Here is a 26,900-nt window from a genome sequence, read left to right on the forward strand (position 1 = left end):
TCCGTGGTCGGGCGTACAAAGACGTGACCTCCCCGCTGGTCGAGCAGCCCGCGAGGCACGAGCGGGCGGGTGCGAGCTGCCGTCGCCGTCGTGGTCGTGCGACGCCGGGTGCGCCGTCGCTCCTCGGTCGCGACCGATGTCCCTCCTCGGCGGGCTGTCCGGTTCGATCGGACAGCCGTTTGAGGCCGCGCCTGGTCGTCGGGCCTCCGGCTCGCACGGTCGGACGTGGCCGTGGCCAGACCTGCGGATGTGGACGCGCCACGACCCCCGCCGTCGTGTGGACCGGCGGGGTGTGGGGCGGGGTCATCGTCGATGCTGACGGGGAACGCGTGGCGGGTCATCGTCGGGTCCGTTCCCGAGCTCTATCGGTTCCGCTGGATCGCTCACCGAGTCGATGGGGTCGAATGGGTCGACTGGGATGGTGCCGGTGTGGTCGCGTCGGTAGCGGTGGCCGTGCGGGCTGGTCCACTCGAAGACGCCGTTGCCGGTCATCTCATAACGCCACGCCGTGTGGGTCTTGAGGCGGTGGTGGTGCCGGCACAAGGGCGCGAGGTTCCAGGTGGCGGTGGGCCCGGGTTGCGGTCGGCCTTCTGCTTCAGCGCTGTGGTCGAACGCGATGACGTGGTCTAGGTCGCAGCGCCGCGCGGGTCTCGTGCACCACGGGAACACGCAGGTCTGGTCGCGGAGGATGACCTGGTCGCGGATCCGGTCGGGGATGTCGTACCCGGGCACGGACAACGTGGCGTTGAGGTCGACCACCGGCTTGACCGTGACCTTCGTGCGGGAGTCGCTGCACCAACCCTTCAGCTGGTCGAGGAGCAGGAGCTTGTTGCGTTCCTCCATGCGGCCGGTGGGACCGAACACGGTCTGCTCACCTACCGTCTGGGCGTCTAAGTGGACGTGGAGGACGACCTGGCGGGCCGCCGGGAGACGGTCGTCAGAGATATGGGGTCTCGATACGCCGGCTCGTTCCTCACCGGCTACTCGACCATCCATGTCGGTGGTTGAGGTGCGAGCGGAGCGAGCCTCGAAACCACCACCGCTACGCGCGAAGGCGAGGTCGAGGGCGGTCTGGGTGCGGGCGAGGTCCCCGAGGGCTTCGGCACGCCGGACGTCCAACGAGGCGGTCGATCCCATGGCCTTGCGGAGCTCGGCCCCGTGGGCGACGGCCGCGTCGAGGTCGAGGGAGTCGGCGACACCGAGCTCGGCCTCCCACCGCATCGTCCCGGCGAAGTGGACGTCGTCGTCGTGCAAGGTCACGTGCCTCGGATCGACCGAGAGGTAGCCGTCCACGGGATCGGATGCGGGGTCCGGGGCGGCGAGGTCGAACCTCTTGATCGTCTCGGCGACCAGCCTGTCGAGCTGAGCGGTGCCGATGCGGCCGGCGACGGCGGCGACCTGGGCGTCGACGTGGGCGGCGGCTTCGCGTGTGAGCGCTGGGGTGGTGTGGATGGTGGTCTCGGCGACGAGCCGGGCACGCCACGCCGGCACCGCACCGGTGTGCACTTGTGCCCAGATTCGTGGGAGGCGGTGGCGGAGCTCGAGGGCGTGACCGATGAGCTTCTTCGCCGCCGTCGTCGAGATCCCGAGGACGGTGCCGAGCTCCGCGACACAGAACTCCGCCACCAGCGGGCAGCCGTCACCGGCGATGGGTTCCTCGTGCTCCGACCCGCGGACCTCGAAAGCGGCGGCGGTGTGGATGGACTCGGGTGGGTGGAGGTCGGCCCAGCGGGCGGCGAGGTCGAGCTGACGGGCGGCAGCCGCGTTCTCAGCCACACGTTCCGCACGGATCGACGCGAGCAGGTCGGAGGCGGTGAGGGTGTCTGCCTCACCTGGTCCGGGTCCTGCCAGTGTGTCGATCATGTGTTCGATTCTAGATCAGAGCACCGACAGCCGTGTCGAGCTCCACAGGGTGGTTTCGAGGCTCGCTGCGCTCGCACCTCAACCACCGAGGGCTGCTGGCGAGCAAGGTCTCGATACGTCTGTCCGTCCCTCGCGGGCTAGTCGACCAGCGGGGAGCGCCGTCCCTCACGAGCGGCTCGACAAACCGCGGCGTGATGGGGCTTCCACGGGCGGTCCCACGGCGACCGGCTGCACCCGACGACGTGCTCGCCTAGAACGCGTACCCGAACCGCTCCAGGTCCTCGGCGTGGCTGGTCTCGACGAGCGCGCGGCTGGCGACGTCGTACGCCTGCCAGTACGCCCGCCCGCGGTCCGTCACGTTGGTGGCGGCCACCGCGACCTCGAGGCCGACCAGCTCCTGGAGGTCGGACTCGAGGTGCTCCATCCGGAGGACGACGTCGGCCTCGTCGACGTGGCGGCGGTTGATCCGGCGCGGTCCCGGCTCGGAGATGACGCCCCTCAGCCAGTCGCCGAACTCGAGGGTCACCGCGTCGACGATGCGCCCGACCGCACCGGGTGTGGCGTGCACCCACGAGTCCGGGTCGCGCAGGTCGTGGACCCACCGGCGGCGGTTGCGCTCGTACTCCGCCACGTAGAAGTCGAACGGGTTGCGGGTGGTGGTCACGATCCGCAACCCGTGGTCCGCCGGCAGGAACCCCGCGCCGACGAGCTCGCCGGCGGTGGCGTGCTTGACGTCGATGTCGCGGGCCCGGATCGCCTCCACGTCGGGCACCTCGCTGACCGTCGGCCGGGCGAGCAGCGCAGCGCGGAGCGCCGTGCTGCCCGTGCCGGGTGCGGCCGTCACCAGGAGGCCGGTCGAGCTGTCGAGGAGCGCCATCAGCGACCGCTCGTACGGAGCTCGGTCGAGGGCGGAGCAGGCTGCCGATGAGGGAGGGGAGACACGGGGACATTCAAGCCGCCCACCCCTGACGATCGGCGCGGTGCTCGTTCCTCGCCCGGGCTCCTCGTATCCCACCACCCCGCGCGGGTACCGGACGTCATGAGCACACCGACCTCGACCGCCGTGGACGCGCGCGTGGTGCTCCGACCGATCGCCACGCCGCTCCCGCTCGGCTTCCTCGCCCTCGGCGTCGCGACCTCGTCCTTCGCCGCGCTGCAGCTCGAGTGGATCGCTCCGACGCAGGGACGCACGGTGGCCCTGGCCGTCCTGGCCCTCACCGTGCCCCTGCAGCTCGTGGCGTCCGTCATGGGCTTCCTGGCCCGTGACCCGGTGGCGGCGACGGGGATGGGGATCCTGGCCGGGACGTGGGGAGCCGTCGGGCTCGCGACGCTCACGAACCCGCCCGGTGCGGCCGTCGACGGGCTCGGTGTCGTCCTCCTCGGCTCGGCGGCGTGCCTGCTCGTCCCGGCCGCCTCCGCCCGGAGCAAGCTCGTGCCGGCGTGCGTCATCGCGCTCAGCGCGGTCCGGTTCGCCGTCACCGGCGTCGCGCACCTCGACGGTGGCACGGGGTGGATGAGCCTCGCCGGCTGGGTCGGGCTCGCACTGGCCGCGCTCAGCCTGTACGCGGCGCTCGCGCTCGAGCTGGAGGCCAGCGACGGCCGCGCCGTGCTGCCCCTCGGCCGCCGCGGCCCGAGCGCCGAGGCGATGTCCGAGGGCTGGGAGTCGCAGGTGCGCGCCGCGCAGCACGACCCCGGCGTACGGCGTCAGCTCTGACGCGGCGCATGCCCCGACCTCCTCGCGGGTAGCGTCGTGACGTGCCGGACACCTCTCCCGTGCTCGTCGACCACCGCGAGCGCAACAGCCCCATCGCGGCCGCACTGGTCGCCGCGGGCCTCGAGGTGGAGCTGGCCGACCTGCCGGTGGGCGACTACGTGCTCGGTCCCGACCTGGCCGTCGAGCGGAAGGGTCCCTCTGACCTCGGCGCGTCGATCCGCGACGGTCGCCTGTTCGACCAGGCCGAACGGCTGCAGTCGGTCTTCCCGCAGGCCGTGCTGCTGATCGAGGGTGAGCCGCGCATCGCGGAGGACGCCTGGCGTGGTGCCGTGTGCCGGCTGGTCGAGGACGGGTTCACCGTCCTGCACAGCCTCGACGCCGAGGACAGTGCCGCGTGGCTGGTCCGGCTCGCGCGACGCGCCCGTCGCCCGCACCCCACGACCAGGACCGAAGGGCCGCGCCGCAGCCCCCGGCACCCTTCCGCCCAGGCCGAGGCGATGCTGTCCGTCGTCCCCGGCATCAGTACGGCGATGGCGCGCAGCCTGCTGTCGTCGTACGGCAGCCTCACCGCGATCGCCGACGCTGCGCCGAGCGGGCTGCGCACCCATCCCGGCGTCGGCAAGGTCCGCGCCGCGCGGCTAGCGGAGGCGCTGCAGGGGGAGTACGTCGCCGCGGCGGAGCGCGAGCCCGAGCCCGACCGCGCGCCGCGAGCGGCACGGGACCTGCGGAGGTGGGTCGTCAGCCCGCCCGGTGACGAGGAGCCGGTGGACTCCTTCAGCCGCAAGGCGATCGCACTGCGCGCCCTGCGGGGTGCGGTCGCCGGGAGCACGCTGGTCGACGGACTCACGGGCGAGGTCGTCGCCGAGGCGCGCCACGAGGGGTGAGCGCTCAGCCCTCCGGCACCCACGCGCCGAGCCAGCGGTCGAGGACGGCGTACACCTGCTCGCGGACCTCGGGCCGGGAGAGCACGACGTCGTGCATCGCGCCCTCGATGGCGATCGAGGTGACGTGTCGGCCGACCGACGAGGCCCAGCGACGGATCTGCTCGACGTCGAGGACGATGTCGTGGGTGGACGCGGTCTCGTCGGTCTGCTCGCCGAAGAACGACCTCGCCGAGGACAGCACGACCGCGGGGCAGGGGACGTCCAGCCCGCGGTGCAGCCGGGCGTGGCCGTGGCGCACGGCGCGCAGCCAGCCGATGTAGACCGGGCGCGACTCCAGCGGCTTCCACGCCAGGTCGTAGTCCCACTCGCCGCCGTGCTCGGCGTGGAGCGAGCGACCGTAGACCTCGCTCACCTTGCGCGGGATCTCGCGCATCGGGCGGGTGGTGCCGAGCCGCTCGATCGCCACCCCGGTCGCGCGGCTGCGCAGCCAGGCCGCGCCCTGCATGTCGAACCACGGCGAGTTGAGCACGAGCGCGGCCATCTCGGGGTGCCGGCGCTCGTCGGCCCACAGCGACATGGTGAGGCCGCCGGTCGAGTGGGCGGACAGCACCACGTGCCGGAAGCCGTCGCGCTCGGTGATGCGCCACCAGGTGAGGTCGATCTCGGCGAAGTACTCGCTGAGGTCCGACACGTAGTGCGGGGTCTGGTGGTCGCGCAGGGACCGGCCGTACTTGCGGAGGTCGAGCGCGTAGAACGTGTAGCCGCGCGCGACCCACCACCGGGCGTACTCGTCGTGGAAGAAGTAGTCGGCGAACCCGTGGACGTGCAGGACCGCGCGACCGTTGGGGACCTCGGGCTCCAGCGTCACGACGGTGGCGAAGACCGGCCCCTCGTCGTCGGGCGGGAGGGTGATCGTCTCGACCCGGTAGTCGGGTCCGAGGACGTCGTCCTGGGGCGGCACCGAAGGCATGTTCGGAGCCTATCGAGCCGGGGGGACGGGTTTCGTGGTTCGGCCTCCGAGGGGGGCGGCCCGGTTCTACCCTTCGCCTGTGTCGAACGCGTGGGATTCTCTGGTGCGCGGGATCTCCACCTATGTCCGGCAACGTGTCGACGGCTGGCGTACGGGTTCCCGCGGCAGCCAGGCGTTCCTGCTGGCGGTGCTGCTCGGCCTCGTCGCCGCCGCGGTCGGCATCGGGGCGATCGCCGAGAAGGTCGTGCCGATCTCGCTGTGGTTCCTCCTGCTGATGATCGGCACGATGCTGCTCCGGTTCGTGCCGCTCCTCGTGCTCGGGCTCGCCATGGTCGTCGTCGCCTGGTGGACCTCGATCGAGACGAGCTTCGCCACGGCCAGCCGGACCTCGGCGCTGGTCATCTTCGTCATCGGCCTCGCCCTGGCGCTCTACCAGGTGAGCAAGCAGCGCTCCGGCCTCCCGATGGCGCTCAGCGAGGCGGTGCTCAGCCAGCTGCGCGACCGGCTCCAGCGCCAGGGAGTCGTGCCCGACCTCCCGGACGGGTGGCGCTCGCAGTCGGCGACCATCACCGCCAACGGACCGAGCTATGCCGGCGACTTCCTCGTCGCCGACCTGCGGGAGGACCGCTGGCTCGAGATGGCGCTCGTCGACGTCTGCGGCAAGGGGACGTCGGTCGGCCCGCAGGCGCTCCAGTTCGCGGGCGCCCTCGGCGGCCTCATCGGCGCGCTGCCGCCCGCCGAGCTGATGTCCGCGGCGAACCACTTCCTGCTGCGCCAGGAGTCCGAGGAGTCGCTGGCCACCGCCGTGCACCTCAAGGTCGACCTGGTGACCGGCGACTACACGATCACCAGCGCCGGCCACCCGCCCGCCCTGCACTGGCACCTCGGCGAGCGCGGCTGGGACGTCGACAACGCCCGCGGGATGGCACTCGGCGTGATCCCGGAGGCGGACTTCACCCCGAGCCGGGGCCGGCTGCGGCCCGGCGAGGCGCTGCTGTTCTACACCGACGGCGTCATCGAGACCCACGACCGCGACCTCGACGCCGGCATCGACTGGCTGCGCGGGGTCGCGCTCGAGGCGGTCGACGCCCGCGGCTTCACCGGCCTGCCCCGCCGGGTGCTCAAGAAGGTCAGGCGCGGCGACGACGACCGCGCGATGCTCGTCCTGGAGCGCCAGCCGCTCACCTCTCCCGAGAGGGAGTCACAACGCCACCGTTCTCTCCACGGCTGAGGAGCGGGACGGGCTCAGGCTCCTCGTGAGTAGAGCTCGCGGATCACGTCCTCGATGTCCGGCTCCTGGATCGACAGGTCCGCGACGTCGTACGACGACGCGACCGCGGCGACGACCGGGGCGGCGCTCGCGTCGGCGGGGAACGACAGCCACTGCCGCGGCCCCTCGACCGCGCGCACCTCGGCACCGGGCACGTCGATGGGCGGCGCCTCGTCGACGAGGTCGACCACCAGCGTGCGGGTCGACCCACCGTGGGCGTGCAGCCCGGCGAGCGAGCCGTCGTAGACCGACGTGCCGTGGTCGATGACGATGACCCGGTCGCACAGCGCCTCGATGTCCTGCAGGTCGTGGGTGGTGAGCAGCAGCGTGGTGCCGCGCTCGGCGTTGAGCGCGCGGAGGAACTCGCGCAGCCGGCCCTTGCTGACCACGTCGAGGCCGATCGTCGGCTCGTCGAGGTAGATCACCTCGGGGTCGTGCAGGAGGGCGGCGGTGATGTCCCCGCGCATCCTCTGGCCGAGGCTGAGCTGGCGCACGGGCGTGTCGAGCTGGGCGCCGAGGTCGAGGAGGTCGACGAAGCGGTCGAGGTTCTCGCGGTAGCGGTGCACCGGGATCCGGTACATCTTCTGGAGCAGCTCGAAGGAGTCGATCAGCGGCAGGTCCCACCACAGCGTCGAGCGCTGCCCGAAAACCACCCCGATCCGCCGCGCGAGCTCGACGCGCTGCCGGCTGGGGTCGAGCCCGCCCACCCGGAGCTCGCCGCCGGTCGGCACCAGGATGCCGGTCAGCATCTTGATCGTGGTCGACTTCCCGGCGCCGTTGGGGCCGATGTAGCCGACCATCTCGCCCGCCTCGACGGAGAAGGTGAGGTCGTGCACGGCCTGCACCTGCTCGCGGACGCGGCGCCGGTGGCCCTCGACCCTGCGGCGCACGTCGAAGGTGCGCTCGAGGTCGCGCACGTCGATCAGTGGCTGGGACGGATGGTCGGGCTGCGAAGGGGACATGGTCAGCTCCCGGTGGAGGTGTAGTGGCGGACGCCCGTGCGCCACACGAGGAGCGCGGCAGCCATCGTGAGGACGCCGGCGAGCGGCGAGGCGAACTGGAGCAGGTCGGACGAGCCGAACGGGTCGGACCGGCCGAGCAGGTAGAGGCAGGGGTACCAGTTCACGAAGGCCACGGGGATGACGAAGGTGAGACCGACCATCACCTCGCGGGGGAAGATCGTGAGCGGGTACTGGGTGACGGTGGCGCCGCCGTAGGTGAACGCGTTGGCGAACTCGGTGGCGTCGGTCGTCCAGAACTGGACGCACGAGAAGCCGACGAACAGCCCGAAGAACACCAGGGCGCCGCTGATGAGCATCGACCCGGCGACGAGGACCCGCAACGGGGTCCAGTCGACGAACGTGCACGCCCACCCGAACACCACGGCCGCCTGCGTGAGCCGCCCCAGCCGTCGCAGCGTGAACTGGTCGGCGCACACCTGCACGAGCAGCGGCACCGGCTTGGTCATCATCTGGTCGAGCCGGCCGGTGCGGATGTAGGTGCCGATCCGCTCGACGCTCCCGATCGCGGTGTCCGCGATGGCGAGGGCGAGCGACGCGCTGCCGTAGAGCAGGGCGACCTCGTGCAGGGTGAAGCCGGCCAGGTCGCGCAGGTGCGAGAACATGATCCAGAGGCCGACGAAGTCCAGGCCGGTGATCAGCCCGTTGCCGACGGCGAGCAGGACGAACGACGTCGGGTACTGCCACGCCGCGCGGACCCACAGCCAGGCGATCTGCCCGTAGGTACGCAGGTGCGAGGTGGGCTCAGCCACCCTGGACCACCACCTTGCGCGTCGCGAGGCGCAGCACGCCCTGGCAGGCCGCGAGCAGGACGACGGCCCAGACCACCTGGAAGCCGAGGGCGGCGGCCAGGTCCGCACCCCGGTGCTTGCCCAGCCAGATGTCGGCCGGCACCTGGACGTACGACGCCCACGGCAGCGCGGTGGCCAGGGTGCCGAGCCAGCCCGGGAAGAGCACGAGCGGCAGCATCATGCCGCTGAAGAAGATGGCGAAGGCACCGCTCATCACCTTGACCCCCGACTGGTCGAGCAGCCAGAAGGCGGTGCTGGCCACGAGGAACCGGATCGCGAAGCTCACCACGACCGCGAGCACCAGCGACACCGCGAAGGCGGCCGCGTCCAGCACCGAGCCGGGCAGCGCGATGTCGAAGACGACCAGGCCGATGATCGTCGGGCCGAAGCCACGGGTGAGCAGGTGGTACGCCGCCCGGCCGAGGTCGCTCGCGAGGTACCAGCCGACGAGCCCGACGGGGCGGTAGAGGTCGATCGCCACGTCGCCGGTGCGGATCCGCTCGGCGAGGTCGTCGGTGGTGCCGCCGCCCCACAGCGCGATCGTCATCAGGAGCGCCTGGCCGAGCCAGACGTACGTCACCGCGTCCCGGGCGTCGTACCCGCCGGCGGTGGGATTGGCGTCCCACAGCGCGAGGTAGGCGTAGGAGTAGATGACCCCGAAGACGGAGTTGGTGAAGATGCCCGAGAGCGTCGCAGCCCGGTAGGTCGAGTAGCGGCGGAACGCTCGGGTCGCGACAGCGACGTGCAGCATCCGACCCCCCTTGCACGAGACGACCCCCGGCTCACCCACGAGGGGCCGGGGATCGTCTCACACCTGTGGGGTGCGGCGCACGTCAGTTCTGGCGGACCAGGTTGACGACGCCGATCACGCGTCCCTGCGCGTCCTGCTCGATCGAGATGCCGGCGCGGCGTGCTCGCGGGCTGAGGAGGATCTCGCGGTGGTCGGGGGAGTCGAGCCAGAGGTCGACCATGACGTCCGGGGTGAGCCCGACCCCGCGGACGAGCGTCTCGCCGGCCCACGACGTGTCGCAGCGGCGGACGACCTCGCCCTGGTCGCGGTGCTCGAAGATGCCGGTGCGAGCAATGCGCTGTCCCCACTCCTCGGCCAGCTGGTCGGTGCAGGAGTCGAGGTTCCAGATCTTGCGCAGTCCGTTGGCCGCGCGGGCGTCGTTGATCTCGGCCAGGAGGGAGTCCTCGAGCGGTTCGCTGGCCACCGGGGTCTCGGTGACGTCGAGGTCGATGCCCGTGCCGGTGGTCTTCACCGCGTGCGCGGTGACGCGCGGTCCGGACCAGTTGGCGGTGCTCCGCGGTCCGCTCCAGTCCTTGGCGTCGGCCGCCACCGGGACGCCGCCCAGCACTGCGGTCGCGACGGCGAGCGTCGCGAGCCGGGCGGCGGAGCGGTGGTGGCGCACGGTCGGTCCTCCAGGGGGCGGATCCACGAGATCGGGGGAGTGGATCTTGAGAAGAACTAGTGGAACTTGATCCGAACGATAAGGACGGCTCACGGGTGGTGTCGAGTCTTCAGCCGACTTCACGCGTGAAGCGCGCGTGAAGGCTCAAGAATCGGACTCGGAGAGATCAAAGCGTCTTGACTGTTTCTGCAGGGCGTGAAATCGGAAAAGGGGCCCGGTGGTCTGGACCACGAGGTCCGCGACCACCGGGCCCCTCGGGCCGGTGTGGGCGTCTGAGCCGGGAGTCAGGCGAGGATCAGTGCTGGTAGGTCCCGTGCAGGATCGCGCGGCCCAGCGTCTTGAAGGCCAGGTTGAACGACACGACGGCCGGGGAGGCGTCGGCGTCGACGCCCAGGCTCGGCTCGCCCACGGCGTGGACCACGAAGAAGTAGCGGTGCGCCTGGTCGCCCTCCGGGGGCGCGGCTCCCATGAACCCGGCCTCGCCGCCGTCGTTGCGGACGTGGAACGCCGAGCCGGGCAGGTCGCCCGACGCGGCACCGGTGTCGAGGGACGTCACGTCCGCCGGGAGGTCGACGAGCACCCAGTGCCAGAACCCGCTCGGGGTCGGGGCGTCGGGATCGAAGCAGGTGACGACGTAGGACTGGGTGCCCTCGGGCGCTCCGGACCAGCTCAGCTGGGGGGAGGTGTTGCCGAGGGCCGCCACCTGGTCGTCCTTCAGCGGCTGGCCGTCGGTGACGTCGTCGCTGGTGACCGTGAAGGACGCGGTCGCCGGGAGCAGGTCGTAGGGGTTGGGGGACACGGGTCGCTCGATGCCGGTGCTCATATCCCGAACCTAGCCACGGCCCCCACGCCCGGAAAAGGGACAATCGGGGCATGGCCGATCCCCACCCCTACCTCGCCGGGCTCGTCCTCGCGGGCCGCAAGGTGGTGGTCGTCGGCGGCGGTCACGTCGCCCAGCGCCGCGTGCCGACCTTCCTGGCCGCCGGCGCGGAGGTGACCCTCGTCAGCCCCGAGGTGACGCCCGCCCTCGAAGGACTCGCGGCCGAGCTCACCCTGCACCTGCGCGAGTTCACCGAGTCCGACCTCGACGGTGCGTGGTACGTCGTCGCGGTCACCGACGACGCCGAGGTCAACGCCCGCGTCGCCGCGGCGGCGGAGGCGCGCCACACCTTCTGCGTCCGTGCGGACGACGCCCTCGGCGGTACGGCGTGGACGCCCGCGGTCGGCCACCACGGCAGCGTCACGGTCGGCGTCCTCGGCAACCGCGAGCCGCGGAAGTCGGCGATGCTGCGCGACGACATCGTCACCGCGCTGCGCGATGGTCACCTCTCGGCCGCCGACGCCCACGACCGCACCCCCGGTGTCGTCCTGGTCGGCGGCGGACCGGGGGAGCCCGACTTCGTCACCGTCGCGGCACGCCACGCGCTGGCCTCGGCCGACGTGGTCGTCGCCGACCGGCTCGCACCCCGCGAGCTGCTCGACGAGCTCGGGCCCCACGTCGAGCTCATCGACGTCGCCAAGCTCCCGCGCGGGCGCTCGGCGACCCAGGAGGCGATCAACCAGGTCATCGTCGACCGCGCGCGGGCCGGCAAGCGCGTGGTGCGCTTCAAGGGCGGTGACAACTTCGTCTTCGGCCGTGGGTTCGAGGAGCTGCTCGCCTGCGCAGCGGCGGACGTCCCCGTCACCGTGGTGCCCGGGCTGACCTCGGCGATCTCGGTCCCGGCCCGCCTCGGGATCCCGGTGACCCACCGCGGCGTCGCCCACGAGTTCACCGTGATCTCCGGCCACCTCCCGCCCGGCCACCCCGACTCCCTCGTCGCGTGGGACGCGGTGGCGCGGATGCGCGGGACCGTCGTCCTCCTGATGGCGGTAGACAACGCGCCGGCGATCGCGACCGCGCTGGTCGACGGCGGGCGCGCGGCGGACACCCCTGTGGCCGTCATCGTCGACGGCACGATGCCGACCGAGCGCACGGTGCTCACCACGCTCGGCTCGCTGGCCGACGACCTCGTCGCGCACGTCGTACGGCCCCCGGCGATCATCGTCGTCGGTGACGTGGTCGCCGTGGCGCGTCCGGCACACTTCCCCCGTGGCTGACCCCGACCGGAGACCCGACCCGGTCGTCGAGCTCTCCGACCCGGACGACCCCCGCCTGGCCGACTACCGCGACCTGCGCGACGTCGAGCTCCGCAAGAGCCTGGAGGCCGAGCACGGGCTGTTCCTCGCCGAGGGCGAGAAGGTCGTGCGCCGCTCGGTCGAGGCGGGCTACGCGCCCCGGTCGTTCCTGATGGCGCCCCGGTGGCTCGAGGGCCTGGGCGACGTCATCGCCGGCACCGGCGCGCCGTGCTACGTCCTCTCCGAGGCGCTCATCGAGCAGGTGACCGGCTTCCACGTGCACCGCGGGGCGCTCGCGTCGCTGCACCGGCGGCCGCTGCCGTCGGTGGAGGAGGTGCTGGCCGGCGCGCGGTCCGTGCTGGTCCTCGAGGACCTCGTCGACCACACCAACGTCGGGGCGATCTTCCGCTCCGGCGCGGCCCTCGGCTTCGATGCCGTGCTGCTGGCCCCGCGGACCGCCGATCCGCTCTACCGCCGCTCGATCAAGGTCGGCATGGGCGCGGTGTTCTCGACACCGTGGACCCGGTTGCCGGACTGGTACGACGCGCTGCCGGACCTGTCGCGCCGCGGCTTCACCACGGTCGCGCTCACGCTGTCGGCCGACTCGGTGCCTATCGAGGAGGCCGTCCACGGCGTCGACCGGCTCGCCCTGGTCCTCGGCTCGGAGGGGCACGGGCTGTCGAGGCGGTGGGAGTCCTCGGCCGACCGCCGCGCCATCATCCCGATGCGCGCCGGCATCGACTCGCTCAACGTCGCCGCCGCGACCGCGGTCGCCTGCTACGCCGCCGCGCGCCGCTGACGCTCCCCGGAGCGGTGAGGAGGACAACTTCTCAGCAGGACAGCTTCTGGACCCGGAGGACCTGTCGTGCTCACCGCTCGGACTGGTTGAGGCGGTGCCGCAGCCGCCGCGCGACGACGACGAGGAGCGCGATGCCGAGCAGCACCCAGACGACGTTGCTCGCGGGACCGACGTAGCCCTCGACGACGTGCCACTGCTCGCCGAGCTCGTAGCCGGCCAGGATCAGCGCCGCGTTCCACACCAGGCTGCCCGCCGTGGTGAACACGCAGAAGCGCAGCAGCGGCATCCGGTCGATGCCCGCGGGGATCGAGATCAGGCTCCGCACCCCGGGGACGAGGCGGCCGACGAACACCGCGGTGCGTCCGTGCCGGCCGAACCACGCGACCGCCCGCCGTACGTCGTCGGCGTCCATGAGCGGGATCCGGTCGGCGAGCGCGCAGATCCGCTCCAGCCCCCAGGCCGCGCCGAGCCAGTAGAGGAGCAGCGCGCCGAGGAGCGAGCCGACGGTCGCCCACGCGATGGCGGCGACCAGGCTGTAGTGGCCCTGGCTCGCGGTGTAGCCCGCCAGCGGCAGCACCAGCTCGCTCGGCACGGGCGGGAACACGGTCTCCACCGCGGTGGCCAGCCCGACGCCGGGTGAGCCGACCGTCCGCATGACGAGGACGACCCAGTCGAGCACTGCTTCCATCGCGCCGACCCCCGGCTCAGCCGCGCTGGCGCAGCGACTCGTGGAGCACGATGGACCCGGCAACGGCGGCGTTGAGGGACGACGCCGAGCCGACCATCGGGATGCTCGCGATGTCGTCGCAGGCGGCGCGCCACCCCGACGACAGGCCGTGGGTCTCGTTGCCGACCACGACGACCACCCGGCCGCCGAGGTCGACGTCGGAGAGCGCGCTGCCCTCCTCGTCGGTGCCGACGATCCGGTAGCCGTGGGCGTGGGCGTGCTCGACGACAGGTCCGGGCCCGGGCACCCGCAGCACGGTCAGCGCGAAGAGCGACCCGGTGCTCGCGCGGACGGCCTGTGGGTCGTAGGGGTCCGCGGCGTGGCCGGTGACCACCAGCGCGGAGGCGCCGAAGGCGTCAGCGGAGCGGGCCAGCGTGCCGATGTTGCCCGGGCTGGTCGGCCGGTCGAACACGACGACCGGGCCGTGGGGCCGGGACGACTCCTCGAGGCGCGAGACCCCGTCCTCGGGCATCTCGACGACCGCGACCAGCTCCGACCCGTCCTCGCGCCCGCTGAGCCGCGCGTGGAGGTCGGGGGAGACCAGCACCCGCTCGCCCTCCGTGGTCGACCACAGTCCGTCGGCCCAGGCCGACGACGTCCCGTCGGCACGCAGCAGCGCGCGCACCGTCCAGCCCTCCTCGACCGCGCGGGTGATCGGTCGCACGCCCTGGACGAGGAACTCCCGCGAGCGGTGCCGCTTGGACCGGTTGGTCAGCAGCGCCTCCCACTGCTGGAACCGGGCGTTCTCCCGGGTGACCCTCAGGTCAGCACTCATGAGGCGGGCCAGGTGAGCGGGTAGTCCTCGGCCGCGGCGTCGTGCTTCCTGGTCAGCTTCTTGCGCGACTTGGCCGAGAGCCGGTCACCGAAGACGGTGCCGAGGGTGTGGTCGGTCTCGTGCTGGAGGCAGCGCGCGAGCAGGCCGTCGCCCTCGAAGCTCACCGGCTCGCCGTCGAGGCCGGTGCCGTCGACGCGCGCCCAGTCCGGGCGCGCGCACGGCTCGAAGGAGCCGGGGAAGGACAGGCAGCCCTCGTCGTCGGAGTCGAGGTGGCGGTCCTTGCCCTCGGGCAGGGTGAGCACCGGGTTGCAGACGACGCCCACGGTGCGCACGCCCTCGTCGTCGGGGCAGTCGAAGACGAACATCGCGACGTCCTCGCCCACCTGGCAGGCGGCCAGCCCGACACCGTCGGCGGCGTACATCGTCGCGACCATGTCGGCCGCCAGCGTCGCGAGCGCGTCGTCGTACGACGTCACGGGTGCCTGGGCGCGGTGCATGACCGGCGTGCCCCAGCGGGTGATCGGGCGGGGCGTCCCGCCCGTCGGCAGCGGGCCGTGCGGGGCGCGGGGCTCGGTCGTGTCCTCGTCGGGCATGCGGAGGATCCTAACGACCGGGCCACGGGTGACCGGCACCACGGCAAACCCTCTGGCCAAGGGTGTAACTCAGAGTTACATTTGGGTCATGTCCCTCCTCAACAGCCTCCGCCCGGGCGGGCGCCACGGGTTGTCGTCGCGTGAGACGCGCGACCCGATCGGCCTCGCCGTCGCGGCCGTGAACCGGCTCGCCCAGAGCGACCTGATCGACCGCGTCGGCCTGCGCAAGCAGAGCGAGCAGGTCGTCTACTCGACCACCCGCAACGGCTTCCGCGTCGCGACCGCTGCCGGTCGCACCTTCGCGCGTGCGGGCCGCCGGACCGCCGGGGAGCGGCCCGCCCGCGCCGAGTCGCGCGGTGTCTTCGACCTCAACCCGACCGAGGACGAGGCCATGCTGGTGTCCGTCGTCGACGAGCTCGCCGCCGAGCTGCTGCGTCCCGGCGCCGCGGCCGCCGACGACGCCTGTGCCCCGCCGGACGACGTCCTCGCCGCGGCCCAGGAGCTCGGACTGCCGGGCCTCGGCGTCCCCGAGTCGCTCGGCGGCATCATGGAGGAGCGGTCCGCGACCGCCGGCGCGCTCGTCGCCGAGGCGCTCGCCAAGGGCGACATGGGACTTGCCGTGGCGGCCCTTGCGCCCGGGGCCGTCGCCACCGCGATCGGCCTGTGGGGCACCGACGAGCAGCAGCAGACCTACCTGCCGGCCTTCACCGGACCGGACGTCCCTGCCGCAGCGCTGACGATCGCCGAGCCGACCGTGCTCTTCGACCCGTTCGAGCTGTCGACCACCGCGCTGCGCGACGGCGACGGCTTCGTCCTCGACGGCGTGAAGTCCGCGGTCGTCCGCGGTGCCGACGCCGAGCTGTTCGTGGTCGCCGCCCAGCTCGACGGGACGCCGGCGCTGTTCCTCGTGGAGGCCGGGACCGACGGCCTCGAGGTCGAGGCCGACCCGTCCATGGGCCTGCGGGCCGCCGCGCTGTCGCGCCTGCACCTCACCGGCGTACGCGTCGGGGCGGACGCCCTGCTCGGCGACACGGACGGCGAGGCCTACCGCGAGTGCGTGCGGCTCTCGCGCCTCGCGTGGTGCGCCCTCGCCGTCGGCACGGGCCAGGCGGTCCTCGACTACGTGAAGGACTACGTCAACGAGCGCGAGGCCTTCGGCGAGCCGATCAGCCACCGCCAGTCGGTCGCCTTCATGGTCGCCGACATCGCGATCGAGCTGCAGGCGATGCGCCTGCTGACGTGGAAGGCGGCCTCGCGCGCGACGCGCGGCGAGGACTTCGCCCGCGAGGTCGGGCTGGCCCGCCGGCTCTGCGCCGAGAAGGGCATGAAGATCGGCCTCGACGGGGTGCAGCTCCTCGGCGGGCACGGCTTCGTCAAGGAGCACCCGGTCGAGCGGTGGTACCGCGACCTGAGAGCGGTCGGACTGATGGAAGGCGTGGTGATGCTCTGATGATCAACCTCGAGACCCCCCGCAAGCACGCGGCACTGATCGACCAGGCCCACCAGCTGGCGATGAACATGCTGCGCCCGATCTCGCGCAAGTACGACCGCGCGGAGCACGAGTACCCCAAGGAGCTCGACATGCTCGCCGCGCTGATCGACGGCGTGAGCGAGACCGGCGCGACCGGCGGCGCCGGTGCGGGCGGCGTACGACGTGACGACAAGCCCGACGCCGAGCCCGGCACGGTCCGCAACGGCGCCAACCTCGCCTCCGTGCTGTCGGTCGCCGAGATGTGCTGGGGCGACACCGCCCTGCTGCTCTCGATGCCTCGCCAGGGTCTGGGCAACTCCGCGATCGCCTCCGTCGCCAACGAGGAGCAGCTCGAGCGGTACGCCGGCACGTGGGCCGCGATGGCGATCACCGAGCCCGGCATCGGCTCGGACTCCGCCAACCTCACGACGACGGCGGTCAAGGACGGCGACGAGTACGTCATCAACGGCGAGAAGATCTACGTCACCTCCGGTGACCGCGCGGACAGCGTCGTCGTCTGGGCCACCCTCGACAAGGAGCAGGGTCGCGCCGCGATCAAGTCGTTCCTGGTCCGCAAGGACAACCCCGGCCTGAAGGTCGAGCGGCTCGAGCACAAGCTCGGCATCCGGGCCTCGGACACCGCCGCCATCACCTTCACCGACTGCCGCGTGCCCGCCGAGGACCTCCTCGGCTCGCCGGAGATCGACACCAAGTCGGGCTTCGGCGGGGCGATGGCGACCTTCGACAACACCCGGCCGCTCGTGGCTGCGATGGCGGTCGGCTGTGCCCGCGCGTCGCTCGACCTGACCCGCGACCTTCTCGACCAGGCCGGCGTGGTCATCGACTACGACCGGCCGGCCGAGCGGCAGAGCGCGGCGGCGGCGAAGTTCCTCCAGCTCGAGGCCGACTGGGAGGGCGCCAAGCTGCTGATGATGCAGGCGGCGTGGATGGCCGACAACCGCCAGCCGAACTCGCTCGAGGCCTCGATGGCCAAGGCGAAGGCCGGCCGTGTCGGCTCGGACGTCACGCTGTCGTGCGTGCAGCTGTGCGGCACCCTGGGCTACAGCGAGGTCGAGCTGCTCGAGAAGTGGTCGCGCGACTCCAAGATCCTCGACATCTTCGAGGGCACCCAGCAGATCCAGCAGCTCATCGTCGCCCGCCGGATCCTCGGGCTGACCAGCTCCGAGCTGAAGTAGCACGACCCCAGACAGGCGCCGACCGGGCACTTCGTTGCGGCGAAGTGCCCGGTCGTCTTGTCTGCGGTCTGGCAACGAAGGGGGGAGGTCAGCGCTTCAGGGTCAGGCGGACTTGTAGGGGTCGTGCTGGGCCATCATCTTCTCGAGACGGGCCATGTCGAGGCGGTGGATCACGGTGTTGTCCTCCTGCATGTCGCGCACGACCTTCGCGAGCGTGAACGTGGAGGTGGTCAGGTAGAGCGTGCCGAGGGCGAGGAAGCCCTTGATCCACGGGTCGGTGTCCATGAAGTAGACGGCGACGAGCATCGCGAAGAGCGAGGCGCCGAAGGAGATCGCGGCCTGGGCGGCGAAGGCGGGGGTGTTCTTGGTGGTGGTGTCGCTCTTGGTGGGCATGGCAGCAGCGTGCTCGCGCGCCGCCGCCGGTGGACCTGCCGAACTACCGATCCGGGCTGAGTACGGCGGCTCAATCCGCACCGGTACGTTCGGGCCATGCCTGACGAGACGACGCAGCCCGGACACCTGCCGGAGGGGCACATGTCGCCCGAGGAGTTCCGCCGCCACGGTCACGCCGCGATCGACTGGATCGCTGACTACTGGGCCTCGCTCGACGACCTGCCGGTGCGCGCCCAGGTCGCCCCCGGCGACGTACGACGTCAGCTCCCCGCCTCGGCCCCCGAGACCGGCGAGCCGTTCGACGCCGTCCTCGCCGACCTCGACCGCGTGGTCGTGCCGGGCCTCACGCACTGGCAGCACCCGCGCTTCTTCGCCTACTTCCCGGCCAACTCGTCGCCGGCCGCGATCCTCGGCGACCTCCTCTCCAGCGGTATCGGCGCGCAGGGGATGATCTGGGCGACCAGCCCCGCGGTCACCGAGGTGGAGCAGGTCGTGCTCGACTGGTTCGCCGAGGCGCTCGGGCTCCCGGAGGCGTTCCGCAGCGACGGCGCGGGCGGCGGCGTCATCCAGGACACCGCCTCGACGGCGACCTTCACGGCCCTGCTCGCGGCGCTGCACCGGGCCAGCGGGGGAGCGACCCGGCTCACGGGCGTCGGCGACGTCCCGTGGCGGGTCTACGGCTCGACGCAGGCGCACTCGTCGCTGGTGAAGGCCGCGATGATGGCCGGCCTCGGCGAGGACGCCGTACGTGCGGTCGAGGTGGACCCGGCGACCCAGGCGATGGACGTCGACGCGCTGCGGGACGCGATCGTCGAGGACGTCGAGGCAGGGCTCCGGCCGGTGATGGTCCACGTCGCAGCAGGCAGCACCTCGACCGGTGCGATGGACGACATCGCGGCCGTCGCCGAGGTGGTCCGCGAGTGGGGCGTGTGGCTGCACGTGGACGCCGCCTGGGCGGGCGTCGCGGCGGTGTGCCCCGAGCACCGCGAGCACCTCGCCGGGGTGGAGGCCGCCGACTCGTTCGTCACCAACCCGCACAAGTGGCTGTTGACGACCTTCGACTGCAGCACGTTCTGGGTGCGCGACCGGGCCGCCCTCACCGGTGCGCTCTCGATCCTCCCGGAGTACCTCCGCAACGCTGCCACCGAGTCCGGCGAGGTCGTCGACTACCGCGACTGGCACCCCCAGCTCGGACGGCGCTTCCGCGCGATCAAGCTCTGGTCCGTGCTGCGGACCTACGGGCTCGAGGGCGTCCGCGCGCACGTCCGCAGCGGTGTCGAGCTCGCGCAGCACGTCGCCGACCTCGTGTCCGCGGACGACCGCTTCGCGATGGTCACCGAGCCGTCGCTGTCCCTCGTGGTGTTCCGGCTGGTGGCCGGCGACGAGCAGACGCTCGCGGCGATGGAGGCCGTCAACGCCTCCGGCGAGGCCTACCTCAGCCACACCACCGTCAACGGCCGCGCGGCCATCCGGCTGGCCGTCGGCAGCTGGCGCACGACCCTGGCCGACGTCGACCGCACGTGGGCCGCGCTGCAGGAGGCGGCCGCGGCGCAGGGCTGACGTCGTACGGGCCGCGTAGAGTGCGCCCACGTGCAGTTCCTCGACGCAGCCCCCGCGCACGACCTCACCTACGACGACGTCTTCATGGTGCCCCGCTCGTCCTCCGTGGCGAGCCGGTACGACGTCGACCTGAGCACCTCGGACGGCACGGGCGCCACGCTGCCGATCGTCGTGTCCAACATGACCGCGATCGCGGGCAAGCGGATGGCCGAGACCGTCGCGCGACGCGGCGGCCTCACCGTGATCCCGCAGGACATCCCGATCCCGGTCGTCGCCGACGTGGTCGCGTGGGTCAAGCAGCGGCACCTCGTCTTCGACACCCCGATCGAGCTGCGCCCCGACCAGACGGTCGCCGAGGCGCTGTCGCTGATCCCCAAGCGCGCGCACAAGGCAGCCGTCGTCGTGCAGGACGGCCGTCCGGTCGGCGTCGTCTCCGAGGCCGACTGCGCTGAGGTCGACCGCTTCGCGCAGGTGTCGACGGTGATGAGCGGCTCGGTCGTCACGGTGGCCGAGGACGCCGATCCCCGCGAGGTCTACGACGCCACCGAGCGGGCGAAGGCCCCGCTGGCCGTCGCGGTGTCGGACTCCGGCGAGCTCGTCGGCGTGCTGACCCGGCTCGGCGCGCTCCGCGCCACCCTCTACACGCCCGCGGTCGACGCGAACGGTGGCCTGCGGATCGCTGCCGCGGTCGGCGTCAACGGCGAGGTGAAGGAGCGCGCGGCCGCGCTGCTCGAGGCCGGCATCGACTGCCTCGTCGTCGACACCGCGCACGGTCACCAGGACCGGATGGTGCAGGCGCTGCAGTCCGTCCGGTCGCTGTCGCCCGGCGTCCCGGTCGCCGCCGGCAACGTCGTCTCCGCCGAGGGGACCCGCGCCCTGATCGAGGCGGGCGCCGACATCGTCAAGGTCGGCGTCGGGCCGGGCGCGATGTGCACCACCCGGATGATGACCGGGGTCGGCCGGCCGCAGTTCTCGGCGGTCCTCGAGTGCGCGACCCAGGCGCGCGAGCTGGGCAAGCACGTCTGGGCCGACGGGGGAGTGCGTCACCCGCGCGACGTTGCTCTCGCCCTGGCCGCCGGGGCGTCGTCGGTGATGATCGGCTCGTGGTTCGCCGGCACGCACGAGTCGCCGGGCGACCTCGTCCACGACGCCGACGGCCGGCCGTTCAAGGTGTCCTTCGGCATGGCCTCGGCCCGCGCGGTGGCCAACCGCACCTCGGGCGAGTCGTCGTACGACCGGGCCCGCAAGGGCCTCTACGAGGAGGGCATCTCCTCGTCGCGGATGTACCTCGACCCCCAGCGGCCCGGCGTCGAGGACCTCATCGACCAGATCTGCTCCGGGGTCCGCTCGTCGTGCACCTACGCCGGCGCGGCCGACCTCGTCGAGCTGCACGAGCGGGCGCTGGTCGGAGTGCAGTCGGCGGCCGGGTTCCACGAGGGTCGCCCGCTGGACCGCTCGTGGTGATCAGGGAGTGGTGAGTCCCGTGCGCGACCTCAGGCACGTGTTCGTGATGACCTACGGCAGGTCCGGCTCCACGCTGCTGATGGGCATCCTCAACTCGATCCCCGGCTGGCTGCTGCGCGGCGAGAACCGCCACGCCATGCGCCACCTCTACGACTTCCACCGCAGCGGTCTGGCGGAGAAGGCGCGCGTCGACCCCGTGCGGGCGGCCGAGCCCACCCACCCGTGGTTCGGCATCGAGTCGTTCCCCGAGCTGGCCTCGCTCCAGCACATCCGGGCCCTGGCCGAGGCGACGCTGCTGCGGCCCGAGCCGTCGACGCGGGTCACCGGCTACAAGGAGATCCGCTGGTACGACGCCGACCTGCCCGACTACGTCGACTTCCTGCAGCAGGTCTTCCCGGGCGCCCGGTTCGTGGTCAACACCCGGCGCCTCGAGGACGTCGCCGCGAGCAACTACTGGACGCACAAGGACGACCCGCTGGCGCAGGTGACGGCGATCGAGGACAAGATCCTCGGCACCGTCGCGGGCCTGGGCGATGCGGCGTACCGGGTCCACTACGACGACTACGTCGCCGACCCCGGAGTGCTCCGCGGCCTGTTCGACTGGCTGGGCGAGGACTTCGACGAGCAACGCATCCGCGAGGTCATGGCGACCCCGCACTCCAGCCGCGGCAAGCACCGCGGCTGATCCCGGACGTCATGCGGACGGGGCAAGCGCTTGCTCCCACCGCATGACGTCCCGCGCGCTCATGGCGTACGACGAGTGCTGACCGGCCCGCGGCCGAGCGCGCGCCGTACGCCGGCGGCGACCGTGCGCGGCCTCAGGACCGGCGACGGACCGGAGGCCGCGTCCTGCATGCCGGCCACGGTCTCCGCGAGCACCGACAGGGCGTCCCGGCGCGGTGTCCAGCCGAGCTCGCTCCTCGCCCGGGACGTGTCGAGCAGCGGGACGGCGTAGGCCAGGTCGATCCACCCCGGGTCGAGCGGCTGGAGCCGGGCGTGCCAGCTCGCCGAGACCGTTGCCCGAACCGCGGCCGACGGGACGTGCACCAGCCGTGCGCCCAGCACGTCCGCGATGGACCCGGCGGTGATCGTCGGCGGGGCGGAGAGGTTGAAGGCGCCGGGAGCCCGGGCGGCGAGCACCCGTGCCACCGCGTCCGCGACGTCGTCGGCGTGCACCATCGGGATGGCGAGCCGGCGGTCGAGCGGGAGCACGGGCACGTGGGACAGGACGCGGGCCGGGACGACCGCGGGCAACCCGTACCTCAGCAATGCGCTGCCGGCAGCACCCTGGCCGACGATGCCCGGTCGCAGCCGGGTGACGGTCACCGCCGGTTCGTCCCGCTCGAGCATGTCGAGCCGACGCTCGGCGGCCGACTTGTGCCGGCTGTACATCGACGTCCGGATCCCGTCGGTGGGCCACGACTCGTCGACCGGCTCGTCGTCGCGCTTGGGGGAGTAGGCGCCGACCGAGGACATGTGGACCAGGTGCGGCACCTCGGCCGCGGTGACGGCGTCGATGACGGTGCCCGTGCCGCCGACGCCGAGGTCGCGCAGGTGGTCCTCGCGGTGGGAGGGCTGGAAGCCCCACGCCAGGTGGACGACGGCGTCGGCGCCGGTGACGACCGCCGTCAGGGCGTCGACGTCACCGGCCGCGAGGTCGATCGACGCCCACTGGACGCCGGCGAACGGCCCGACGGCCTCCGGCGGACGTCGTACGACCCCGACGAGGTCGTGGCCGTCCGGCGACAGGCGCCGCAGGACGGCCGACCCGACGTTGCCGCTGGCTCCGGTGATCACGATGCGCATGGGGGCCCGTACCCCGTCCGTCCCGCTCCAGACCGCCGATCTGTGCGAGGGTGGAGCATGATCATCAACCCGGGGAGCCATGATCCGCAGGGTCCGTGGGACCCGAACGAGAAGAAGAAGTATGTCGACCTGCGCTACTTCTGGGTGCTGATGCCGTTCCTCGTGGTGATGGTCGGGCTGCTCGTGGTCGGTCAGCTCCTGACGGACTGAGCGACGCCTGATCAGCGGGAGGTGTTGGCGGTCCGTCCCTTGGTGACGCCCACGAACGCCTGGGTGACGTCGTCGTCGCGCTCGACCTTCCACGTGAGGGCGATCGTGGTCGGGGCGAGGTCGGACACCACCCTGCTGACGACGTCCTTGCGCTGGTGGAGCCGGGCCACCGACATGGGCAGGATCACCACGCCGGTGCCGGCGGCGACCGTCTCGATCGCCTCCCGCTCGTCCATCGGCGGCCAGTCGAGCTGGTCGGCGCTCGGCCGCCACCCGCTGCTGTGGGGGCGCACGAGCTGCTCGTCGACGAGGTCGCCGGTGTTGACCTCGGCGTCGGCGGCGGCGAGCACGTGGTCGCGGGACGCGACCGCGACCTGGACCTCGTCGTAGAGCCGGACGCAGTGCAGGCCGTCGCGGTCGACGGGTAGCCGGACGATCGCCATGTCGAGGCTGCCGTCGAGCACCCCGTCGAGCTGGTGGGCCTCGGTGACGGGCACCAGCTCCAGCGGCTCGGGTCGGCGGTCGCGCCAGTGGCGGGCCCACTTGTCCGGGGTCGCGCCCGTGACGAAACCGATGCGGAGTGACGTGCTCACGCGTCCACCGTAGGGGGTGCGCCCGGCTTGCCGGCCTCGGCGTAGGACCGGACGATCGACGTGTTGAGCGGGAAGTCGACGGGCAGCTCGCGGAAGAGCAGCGCGCCCGCGGCGGCCGCTGACGCGCCGATCTCGTCGGCCACCCGGTCGGCCAGGTCGGCGGGGGTGTGGACCACGACCTCGTCGTGGAGGAAGAAGACGAGGTGGGGGCGCGCCTCGAGCGGCCCCTCGTCCACCAGACGCCAGAGCCGGTTGCGGAGGTCGGCCAGCCAGCACGACGCCCACTCGGCGGCCGTGCCCTGGACGACGAAGTTGCGGGTGAAGCGGCCGTAGGCGCGGCGGTGGCGGTCCTGGTCGTCGAGGTCGTCGGGTGGGGCGTCGGGGGACTCGTCCCAGGAGCCGCCGCCGAGGGCGGGACAGCCGCGACCGAGCAGGGTGCGGACCACCTCTCCCCGCTCGCCGGACCGCGCCGCCCCCTCGACGAGCCCGAAGGCCGCGGGGTAGCGCCGGGTGAGACCGGCGACCATCCGGCCGCTCTCGCCGCTGGTGGCGCCGTACATCGCGCCGAGGAGACCGAGCTTGGCGTCCTGCCGGGTGGGGACGGCGCCGTCGTCGACCATGCCCTGGTAGAGGTCGGCGCCCCTGGCCGCACGGGCCAGGGCCTGGTCGCCGCTCATCCCTGCGAGGACGCGGGGCTCGAGCTGGGCCACGTCGGCGACCACCAGCACCCACCCCTCGTCGGCCACGGCGGCCGAGCGCACCTGTACCGGGAAGGAGAGCGCGCCGCCCCCGTTGGAGGACCAGCGACCGGTGGCCGAGCCCGCGGGCTGGTAGACCGGGCGGAAGCGGCCGTCGCGCACCCACTGGTCGATCCACGTCCAGCCGCTGGTCGAGAACAGGTGCGCGAGCTGCTTGTAGCGCACGAGCGGCTCGACGACCGGGTGGTCGACCCGCCGCAGCGTCGACCGACGGGTGTCCGGCACCTCGACGCCGGCCCGCCGCAGCGCGGCCAGCAGGTGGGGTCGCGAGTCGGGGTTGAGGTCGGGGCTGTCCAGCAGGCCCCGCACCTCGTCGGCGAGCTCCTCGAGCAGCCGCGGCCGGGCGCCACGCGGGGGGCGCGACCCGAGCAGCTCGGTGAGCAGCCGGTCGTGGACGTCGACCCGCCACGGCACACCGGCGTGGGTCATCTCGGCGGCCACCAGGGCACCCGCGGACTCCGCCGCGACGAGGAGCGAGAGGCGTACGGCCTCCGGCGAGGCCGCGACCGCGGCGACCTGCCGGGCGTCCTCGAGGTCGGCCCGCAGGTGCTCGCCGGCGTCGTCGACGCTGAACAGGGCAGGATCGGACGGCTCGAACGGACGAAGCCGGTCCCACAGCGCCGACTCCTCACCGTCGAGGAGCGAGGCGTCGACGGCCGGAGCGCGGCGCAGCAGCCGGTGGCACAGCCGCAGGTCGTGGCAGCGCGCCACCCGCACCCCGGCCTCCAGCAGCGCGGGGTACCACCGCGCGGTGTCGTCCCACACCCAGCGCGGCTCGTCGCCGTGCGCCTCCCGCCCGGCGACGTACGACGGCAGCGCGGCGGGGTCGAGCACCTCGGTGTGGTCGCCGTCGACCACCCGCACCCGCTCACCGGGGAGCCGGGAGAGGTGGACGCGGGCGGTGGAGGACACGGGGACACCCTCGCGCACGCCACCGACGACGGCCCCGTTTTGACCTTCGTGCCTCCGATGTCGTCCTCTAGTACCTCGGGGGTGCGGCCGGCGCACGGCCCCGCGGGAAGGTGTGTGGTCGTGTCGAGGTTCTCGCCCCTGCTGGTGGCCCTGTCGTTGGTGCTCGGGATCTCGCTGGTCTCCGCCGTCCCCGCGACCGCGACCGTGACGGCCCCGTCGTCCGTCGGGCAGTCCTCTCCCGTCGTGACCAGCCTCGCCGCGAAGCCCCGGAAGAAGAGGTGGAAGGCGCCCAACGGCCCCTTCTTCAACGACCCGCACCGCAAGGCCGGGCACTTCGCCATCGAGCGCAAGATCATCGAGACCATCCGCCACACCAAGCGCGGCGCGATCATCCGCATCGCGGTCTACTCCTTCGACCGGGTGCCGGTCGCCAACGCGCTCGTGGCCGCCCACAAGCGCGGCGTCAAGGTCCAGATGCTGCTCAACGACCACCTCGAGACCCGCGCCATCCAGCTGGTGCGTGCCGAGGTCGGCAAGAACCGCAACAAGAAGAGCTTCATCTACAAGTGCGTGGCCAGCTGCCGCAGCACCCAGAACGAGTACAACAACCTGCACTCGAAGTTCTACTCGTTCAGCAAGGCCGGGCGGCAGCGCGACGTCATCGCCGTCGGGTCGGCCAACCTGATGCTCAACGCGGCGCTCCACCAGTGGAACGACCTCTACTTCTCCCACGGCGACCACGAGCTGTTCCGCCAGTACGTCTCGCTCTTCAACAACATGAAGAAGGACTGGGACGTCCGCCGCCCGCCTCGGTTCTTCTGCGGGACGCCGACGGGTGCGGTCTGCGACGACTCGGTCGACAAGCACACCGTCTGGGCGTTCCCCCGGCTCTCCGGTCCGAAGAACGACCTCGTGCTCGACATGCTCAACAAGATCCAGTGCGTGACGCCTGACGCGGCCGGCAACCCGGTGCGCACCAAGCTCGCGCTGTCGATGCACACCATGCGCGGGCGCCGCGGCGACTACCTGGCCGCAGCCATCCGCAACAAGTTCGCCGAGGGCTGCGACTTCCGGGTCAGCTACGGCCTGATCGGCTACCACACCAAGCAGATCCTCGGTGCGCCCACCGCGCGCGGCCGCATCCCCCTCCGCTCGACGGGGATGGACTACAACACCGACGACGACTACGACCTGAACAAGGACGGCGAGGACGACCTGATCCTCGACTACTACAGCCACCAGAAGTACTTCGTCATCCAGGGCACCTACAACGGCGTCCAGGGCACGAACATGGTGCTGACCGGGTCGTCCAACTGGGCCAGCCTCAGCACGGCCAACGACGAGCTCTGGATGACCATCCAGGGCGCGCGGGTCGCGAAGAAGTACCTCAAGAACTTCAACTACCAGTGGGACCTCACGCGGAACTCGCGCGACGCCTACACGACCACCTACGCCGAGTTCCGGGTCAGGACCGACGACGGTCGCTGGACCACCGTCCGTCGCCCGGTCACCACCGTCGAGCCCGACCGCTACGCCACGGGCCCCTACTGGGAGTCCGACTGACCTAGTCGGGCCCGGTCGGGCCCGGTCGGTCAATAGGCTGCG

General features: G+C 72.3%; 27 protein-coding genes. 12 read left to right on the forward strand and 15 right to left on the reverse strand.

Annotation, left to right across the window (positions count from 1 at the left end; genetic code table 11):
• Positions 1–303: 303 nt before the first annotated feature.
• Together L2K70_RS17885 and L2K70_RS17890 are read right to left on the reverse strand one after the other, a co-directional pair.
• Positions 304–1,863, reverse strand: a complete 1,560-nt coding sequence (locus tag L2K70_RS17885) for an HNH endonuclease signature motif containing protein (RefSeq protein ID WP_236404579.1) — start codon at positions 1,861–1,863, stop codon at positions 304–306.
• Positions 1,864–2,113: 250 nt separating this feature from the next.
• A complete protein-coding gene (locus L2K70_RS17890; protein ID WP_236404581.1) occupies positions 2,114–2,740 on the reverse strand; it encodes a hypothetical protein in 627 nt (208 codons plus the stop codon).
• A gap of 162 nt (positions 2,741–2,902) precedes the next feature.
• On the opposite strand from L2K70_RS17890, the gene L2K70_RS17895 reads away from it, so the two are divergent.
• Together L2K70_RS17895 and L2K70_RS21795 are read left to right on the forward strand one after the other, a co-directional pair.
• Positions 2,903–3,577: an acetate uptake transporter family protein gene (locus tag L2K70_RS17895; RefSeq protein WP_236404583.1), complete on the forward strand. Its 675-nt coding sequence runs from the start codon at positions 2,903–2,905 to the stop codon at positions 3,575–3,577.
• Positions 3,578–3,618: 41 nt separating this feature from the next.
• On the forward strand, positions 3,619–4,461 hold the full coding sequence (locus L2K70_RS21795; protein WP_236404585.1) for an ERCC4 domain-containing protein: 843 nt from the start codon (positions 3,619–3,621) through the stop codon (positions 4,459–4,461).
• A 4-nt stretch (positions 4,462–4,465) separates the two neighbouring features.
• On the opposite strand, the gene L2K70_RS17905 is transcribed toward L2K70_RS21795, so the two are convergent.
• Positions 4,466–5,431: an alpha/beta hydrolase gene (locus L2K70_RS17905; protein WP_236404587.1), complete on the reverse strand. Its 966-nt coding sequence runs from the start codon at positions 5,429–5,431 to the stop codon at positions 4,466–4,468.
• Between the two features lie 103 nt (positions 5,432–5,534).
• On the opposite strand from L2K70_RS17905, the gene L2K70_RS21800 reads away from it, so the two are divergent.
• Positions 5,535–6,662: a PP2C family protein-serine/threonine phosphatase gene (locus L2K70_RS21800; protein ID WP_236404588.1), complete on the forward strand. Its 1,128-nt coding sequence runs from the start codon at positions 5,535–5,537 to the stop codon at positions 6,660–6,662.
• Positions 6,663–6,676: 14 nt separating this feature from the next.
• Here L2K70_RS21800 and L2K70_RS17915 read toward each other — a convergent pair whose 3' ends face one another.
• From L2K70_RS17915 to L2K70_RS17935, 5 genes are all read right to left on the reverse strand, one after another.
• Positions 6,677–7,663, reverse strand: coding sequence for an ABC transporter ATP-binding protein (locus tag L2K70_RS17915; RefSeq protein WP_236404589.1), 987 nt, complete (start codon positions 7,661–7,663; stop codon positions 6,677–6,679).
• Positions 7,664–7,665: 2 nt separating this feature from the next.
• Entirely contained in the window at positions 7,666–8,472 is an 807-nt protein-coding gene (locus L2K70_RS17920) for an ABC transporter permease (RefSeq protein WP_236404590.1), read from the reverse strand.
• A complete protein-coding gene (locus tag L2K70_RS17925; RefSeq protein ID WP_236404591.1) occupies positions 8,465–9,262 on the reverse strand; it encodes an ABC transporter permease in 798 nt (265 codons plus the stop codon). Before L2K70_RS17925 ends, L2K70_RS17920 begins: the two co-directional genes overlap by 8 nt.
• An 82-nt stretch (positions 9,263–9,344) precedes the next feature.
• A complete protein-coding gene (locus L2K70_RS21805) occupies positions 9,345–9,923 on the reverse strand; it encodes a CAP domain-containing protein (RefSeq protein ID WP_236404592.1) in 579 nt (192 codons plus the stop codon).
• A gap of 295 nt (positions 9,924–10,218) precedes the next feature.
• Positions 10,219–10,746, reverse strand: coding sequence for a YbhB/YbcL family Raf kinase inhibitor-like protein (locus L2K70_RS17935; RefSeq protein WP_236404593.1), 528 nt, complete (start codon positions 10,744–10,746; stop codon positions 10,219–10,221).
• A gap of 50 nt (positions 10,747–10,796) precedes the next feature.
• On the opposite strand from L2K70_RS17935, the gene cobA reads away from it, so the two are divergent.
• Positions 10,797–12,020 carry a uroporphyrinogen-III C-methyltransferase gene (cobA, locus tag L2K70_RS17940; protein ID WP_236404595.1) on the forward strand — a complete coding sequence of 408 codons (1,224 nt, stop codon included), beginning with the start codon at positions 10,797–10,799 and terminating at the stop codon, positions 12,018–12,020.
• Positions 12,013–12,837 (forward strand): TrmH family RNA methyltransferase, encoded by an 825-nt coding sequence (locus L2K70_RS17945; RefSeq protein ID WP_236404597.1) that lies wholly within the window; start codon positions 12,013–12,015, stop codon positions 12,835–12,837. The genes cobA and L2K70_RS17945 overlap by 8 nt, the downstream gene beginning before the upstream one ends.
• A gap of 70 nt (positions 12,838–12,907) precedes the next feature.
• On the opposite strand, the gene L2K70_RS17950 is transcribed toward L2K70_RS17945, so the two are convergent.
• From L2K70_RS17950 to def, 3 genes are read right to left on the reverse strand one after another with little or no spacing between them, the layout of a single operon-like run.
• Positions 12,908–13,525 carry a DedA family protein gene (locus tag L2K70_RS17950; RefSeq protein ID WP_236404598.1) on the reverse strand — a complete coding sequence of 206 codons (618 nt, stop codon included), beginning with the start codon at positions 13,523–13,525 and terminating at the stop codon, positions 12,908–12,910.
• Between the two features lie 16 nt (positions 13,526–13,541).
• Positions 13,542–14,339, reverse strand: coding sequence for a TrmH family RNA methyltransferase (locus L2K70_RS17955; protein ID WP_236404599.1), 798 nt, complete (start codon positions 14,337–14,339; stop codon positions 13,542–13,544).
• Complete coding sequence (gene def, locus L2K70_RS17960) at positions 14,336–14,932, reverse strand: peptide deformylase (protein WP_236404600.1); 597 nt, start codon at positions 14,930–14,932, stop codon at positions 14,336–14,338. Before def ends, L2K70_RS17955 begins: the two co-directional genes overlap by 4 nt.
• Positions 14,933–15,020: 88 nt before the next feature.
• On the opposite strand from def, the gene L2K70_RS17965 reads away from it, so the two are divergent.
• Positions 15,021–16,382: an acyl-CoA dehydrogenase family protein gene (locus L2K70_RS17965; protein WP_236404601.1), complete on the forward strand. Its 1,362-nt coding sequence runs from the start codon at positions 15,021–15,023 to the stop codon at positions 16,380–16,382.
• Entirely contained in the window at positions 16,382–17,599 is a 1,218-nt protein-coding gene (locus L2K70_RS17970) for an acyl-CoA dehydrogenase family protein (RefSeq protein WP_236404602.1), read from the forward strand. The genes L2K70_RS17965 and L2K70_RS17970 overlap by 1 nt, the downstream gene beginning before the upstream one ends.
• 102 nt (positions 17,600–17,701) lie before the next feature.
• On the opposite strand, the gene L2K70_RS17975 is transcribed toward L2K70_RS17970, so the two are convergent.
• On the reverse strand, positions 17,702–17,992 hold the full coding sequence (locus L2K70_RS17975) for a YiaA/YiaB family inner membrane protein (protein ID WP_236404603.1): 291 nt from the start codon (positions 17,990–17,992) through the stop codon (positions 17,702–17,704).
• A gap of 96 nt (positions 17,993–18,088) precedes the next feature.
• Here L2K70_RS17975 and L2K70_RS17980 point away from each other — a divergent pair, with 96 nt between their 5' ends.
• Genes L2K70_RS17980 through L2K70_RS17990 form a run of 3 tightly spaced genes read left to right on the forward strand, consistent with a single transcriptional unit; the run spans position 18,089 to position 21,701 of the window.
• Entirely contained in the window at positions 18,089–19,552 is a 1,464-nt protein-coding gene (locus L2K70_RS17980; RefSeq protein WP_236404605.1) for a pyridoxal phosphate-dependent decarboxylase family protein, read from the forward strand.
• A 30-nt stretch (positions 19,553–19,582) separates the two neighbouring features.
• Positions 19,583–21,016, forward strand: coding sequence for a GuaB1 family IMP dehydrogenase-related protein (locus L2K70_RS17985; RefSeq protein WP_236404608.1), 1,434 nt, complete (start codon positions 19,583–19,585; stop codon positions 21,014–21,016).
• Between the two features lie 19 nt (positions 21,017–21,035).
• Complete coding sequence (locus L2K70_RS17990) at positions 21,036–21,701, forward strand: sulfotransferase (protein WP_236404610.1); 666 nt, start codon at positions 21,036–21,038, stop codon at positions 21,699–21,701.
• Between the two features lie 59 nt (positions 21,702–21,760).
• On the opposite strand, the gene L2K70_RS17995 is transcribed toward L2K70_RS17990, so the two are convergent.
• The gene (locus L2K70_RS17995) at positions 21,761–22,822 is read right to left on the reverse strand and encodes an NAD-dependent epimerase/dehydratase family protein (protein ID WP_236404612.1); all 1,062 of its coding nucleotides are present in this window, start codon (positions 22,820–22,822) and stop codon (positions 21,761–21,763) included.
• A 57-nt stretch (positions 22,823–22,879) separates the two neighbouring features.
• Between L2K70_RS17995 and L2K70_RS18000 the strand changes: the two genes are divergently transcribed.
• Positions 22,880–23,032, forward strand: coding sequence for a hypothetical protein (locus L2K70_RS18000; RefSeq protein WP_236404613.1), 153 nt, complete (start codon positions 22,880–22,882; stop codon positions 23,030–23,032).
• Between the two features lie 11 nt (positions 23,033–23,043).
• Here the strand turns inward: L2K70_RS18000 and L2K70_RS18005 are convergent, their stop codons facing one another.
• Together L2K70_RS18005 and L2K70_RS18010 are read right to left on the reverse strand one after the other, a co-directional pair.
• A complete protein-coding gene (locus L2K70_RS18005; RefSeq protein WP_236404614.1) occupies positions 23,044–23,625 on the reverse strand; it encodes a LysR family substrate-binding domain-containing protein in 582 nt (193 codons plus the stop codon).
• Positions 23,622–25,295 (reverse strand): bifunctional 3'-5' exonuclease/DNA polymerase, encoded by a 1,674-nt coding sequence (locus L2K70_RS18010; protein ID WP_236404615.1) that lies wholly within the window; start codon positions 25,293–25,295, stop codon positions 23,622–23,624. The genes L2K70_RS18005 and L2K70_RS18010 overlap by 4 nt, the downstream gene beginning before the upstream one ends.
• Before the next feature lie 120 nt (positions 25,296–25,415).
• Here L2K70_RS18010 and L2K70_RS18015 point away from each other — a divergent pair, with 120 nt between their 5' ends.
• A complete protein-coding gene (locus tag L2K70_RS18015) occupies positions 25,416–26,858 on the forward strand; it encodes a phospholipase D-like domain-containing protein (protein ID WP_236404616.1) in 1,443 nt (480 codons plus the stop codon).
• Positions 26,859–26,900 lie beyond the last annotated feature (42 nt).

The sequence above is a fragment of the Nocardioides potassii genome, from assembly GCF_021648885.1.
GTDB classification, from domain to species: Bacteria; Actinomycetota; Actinomycetes; order Propionibacteriales; family Nocardioidaceae; genus Nocardioides; species Nocardioides potassii.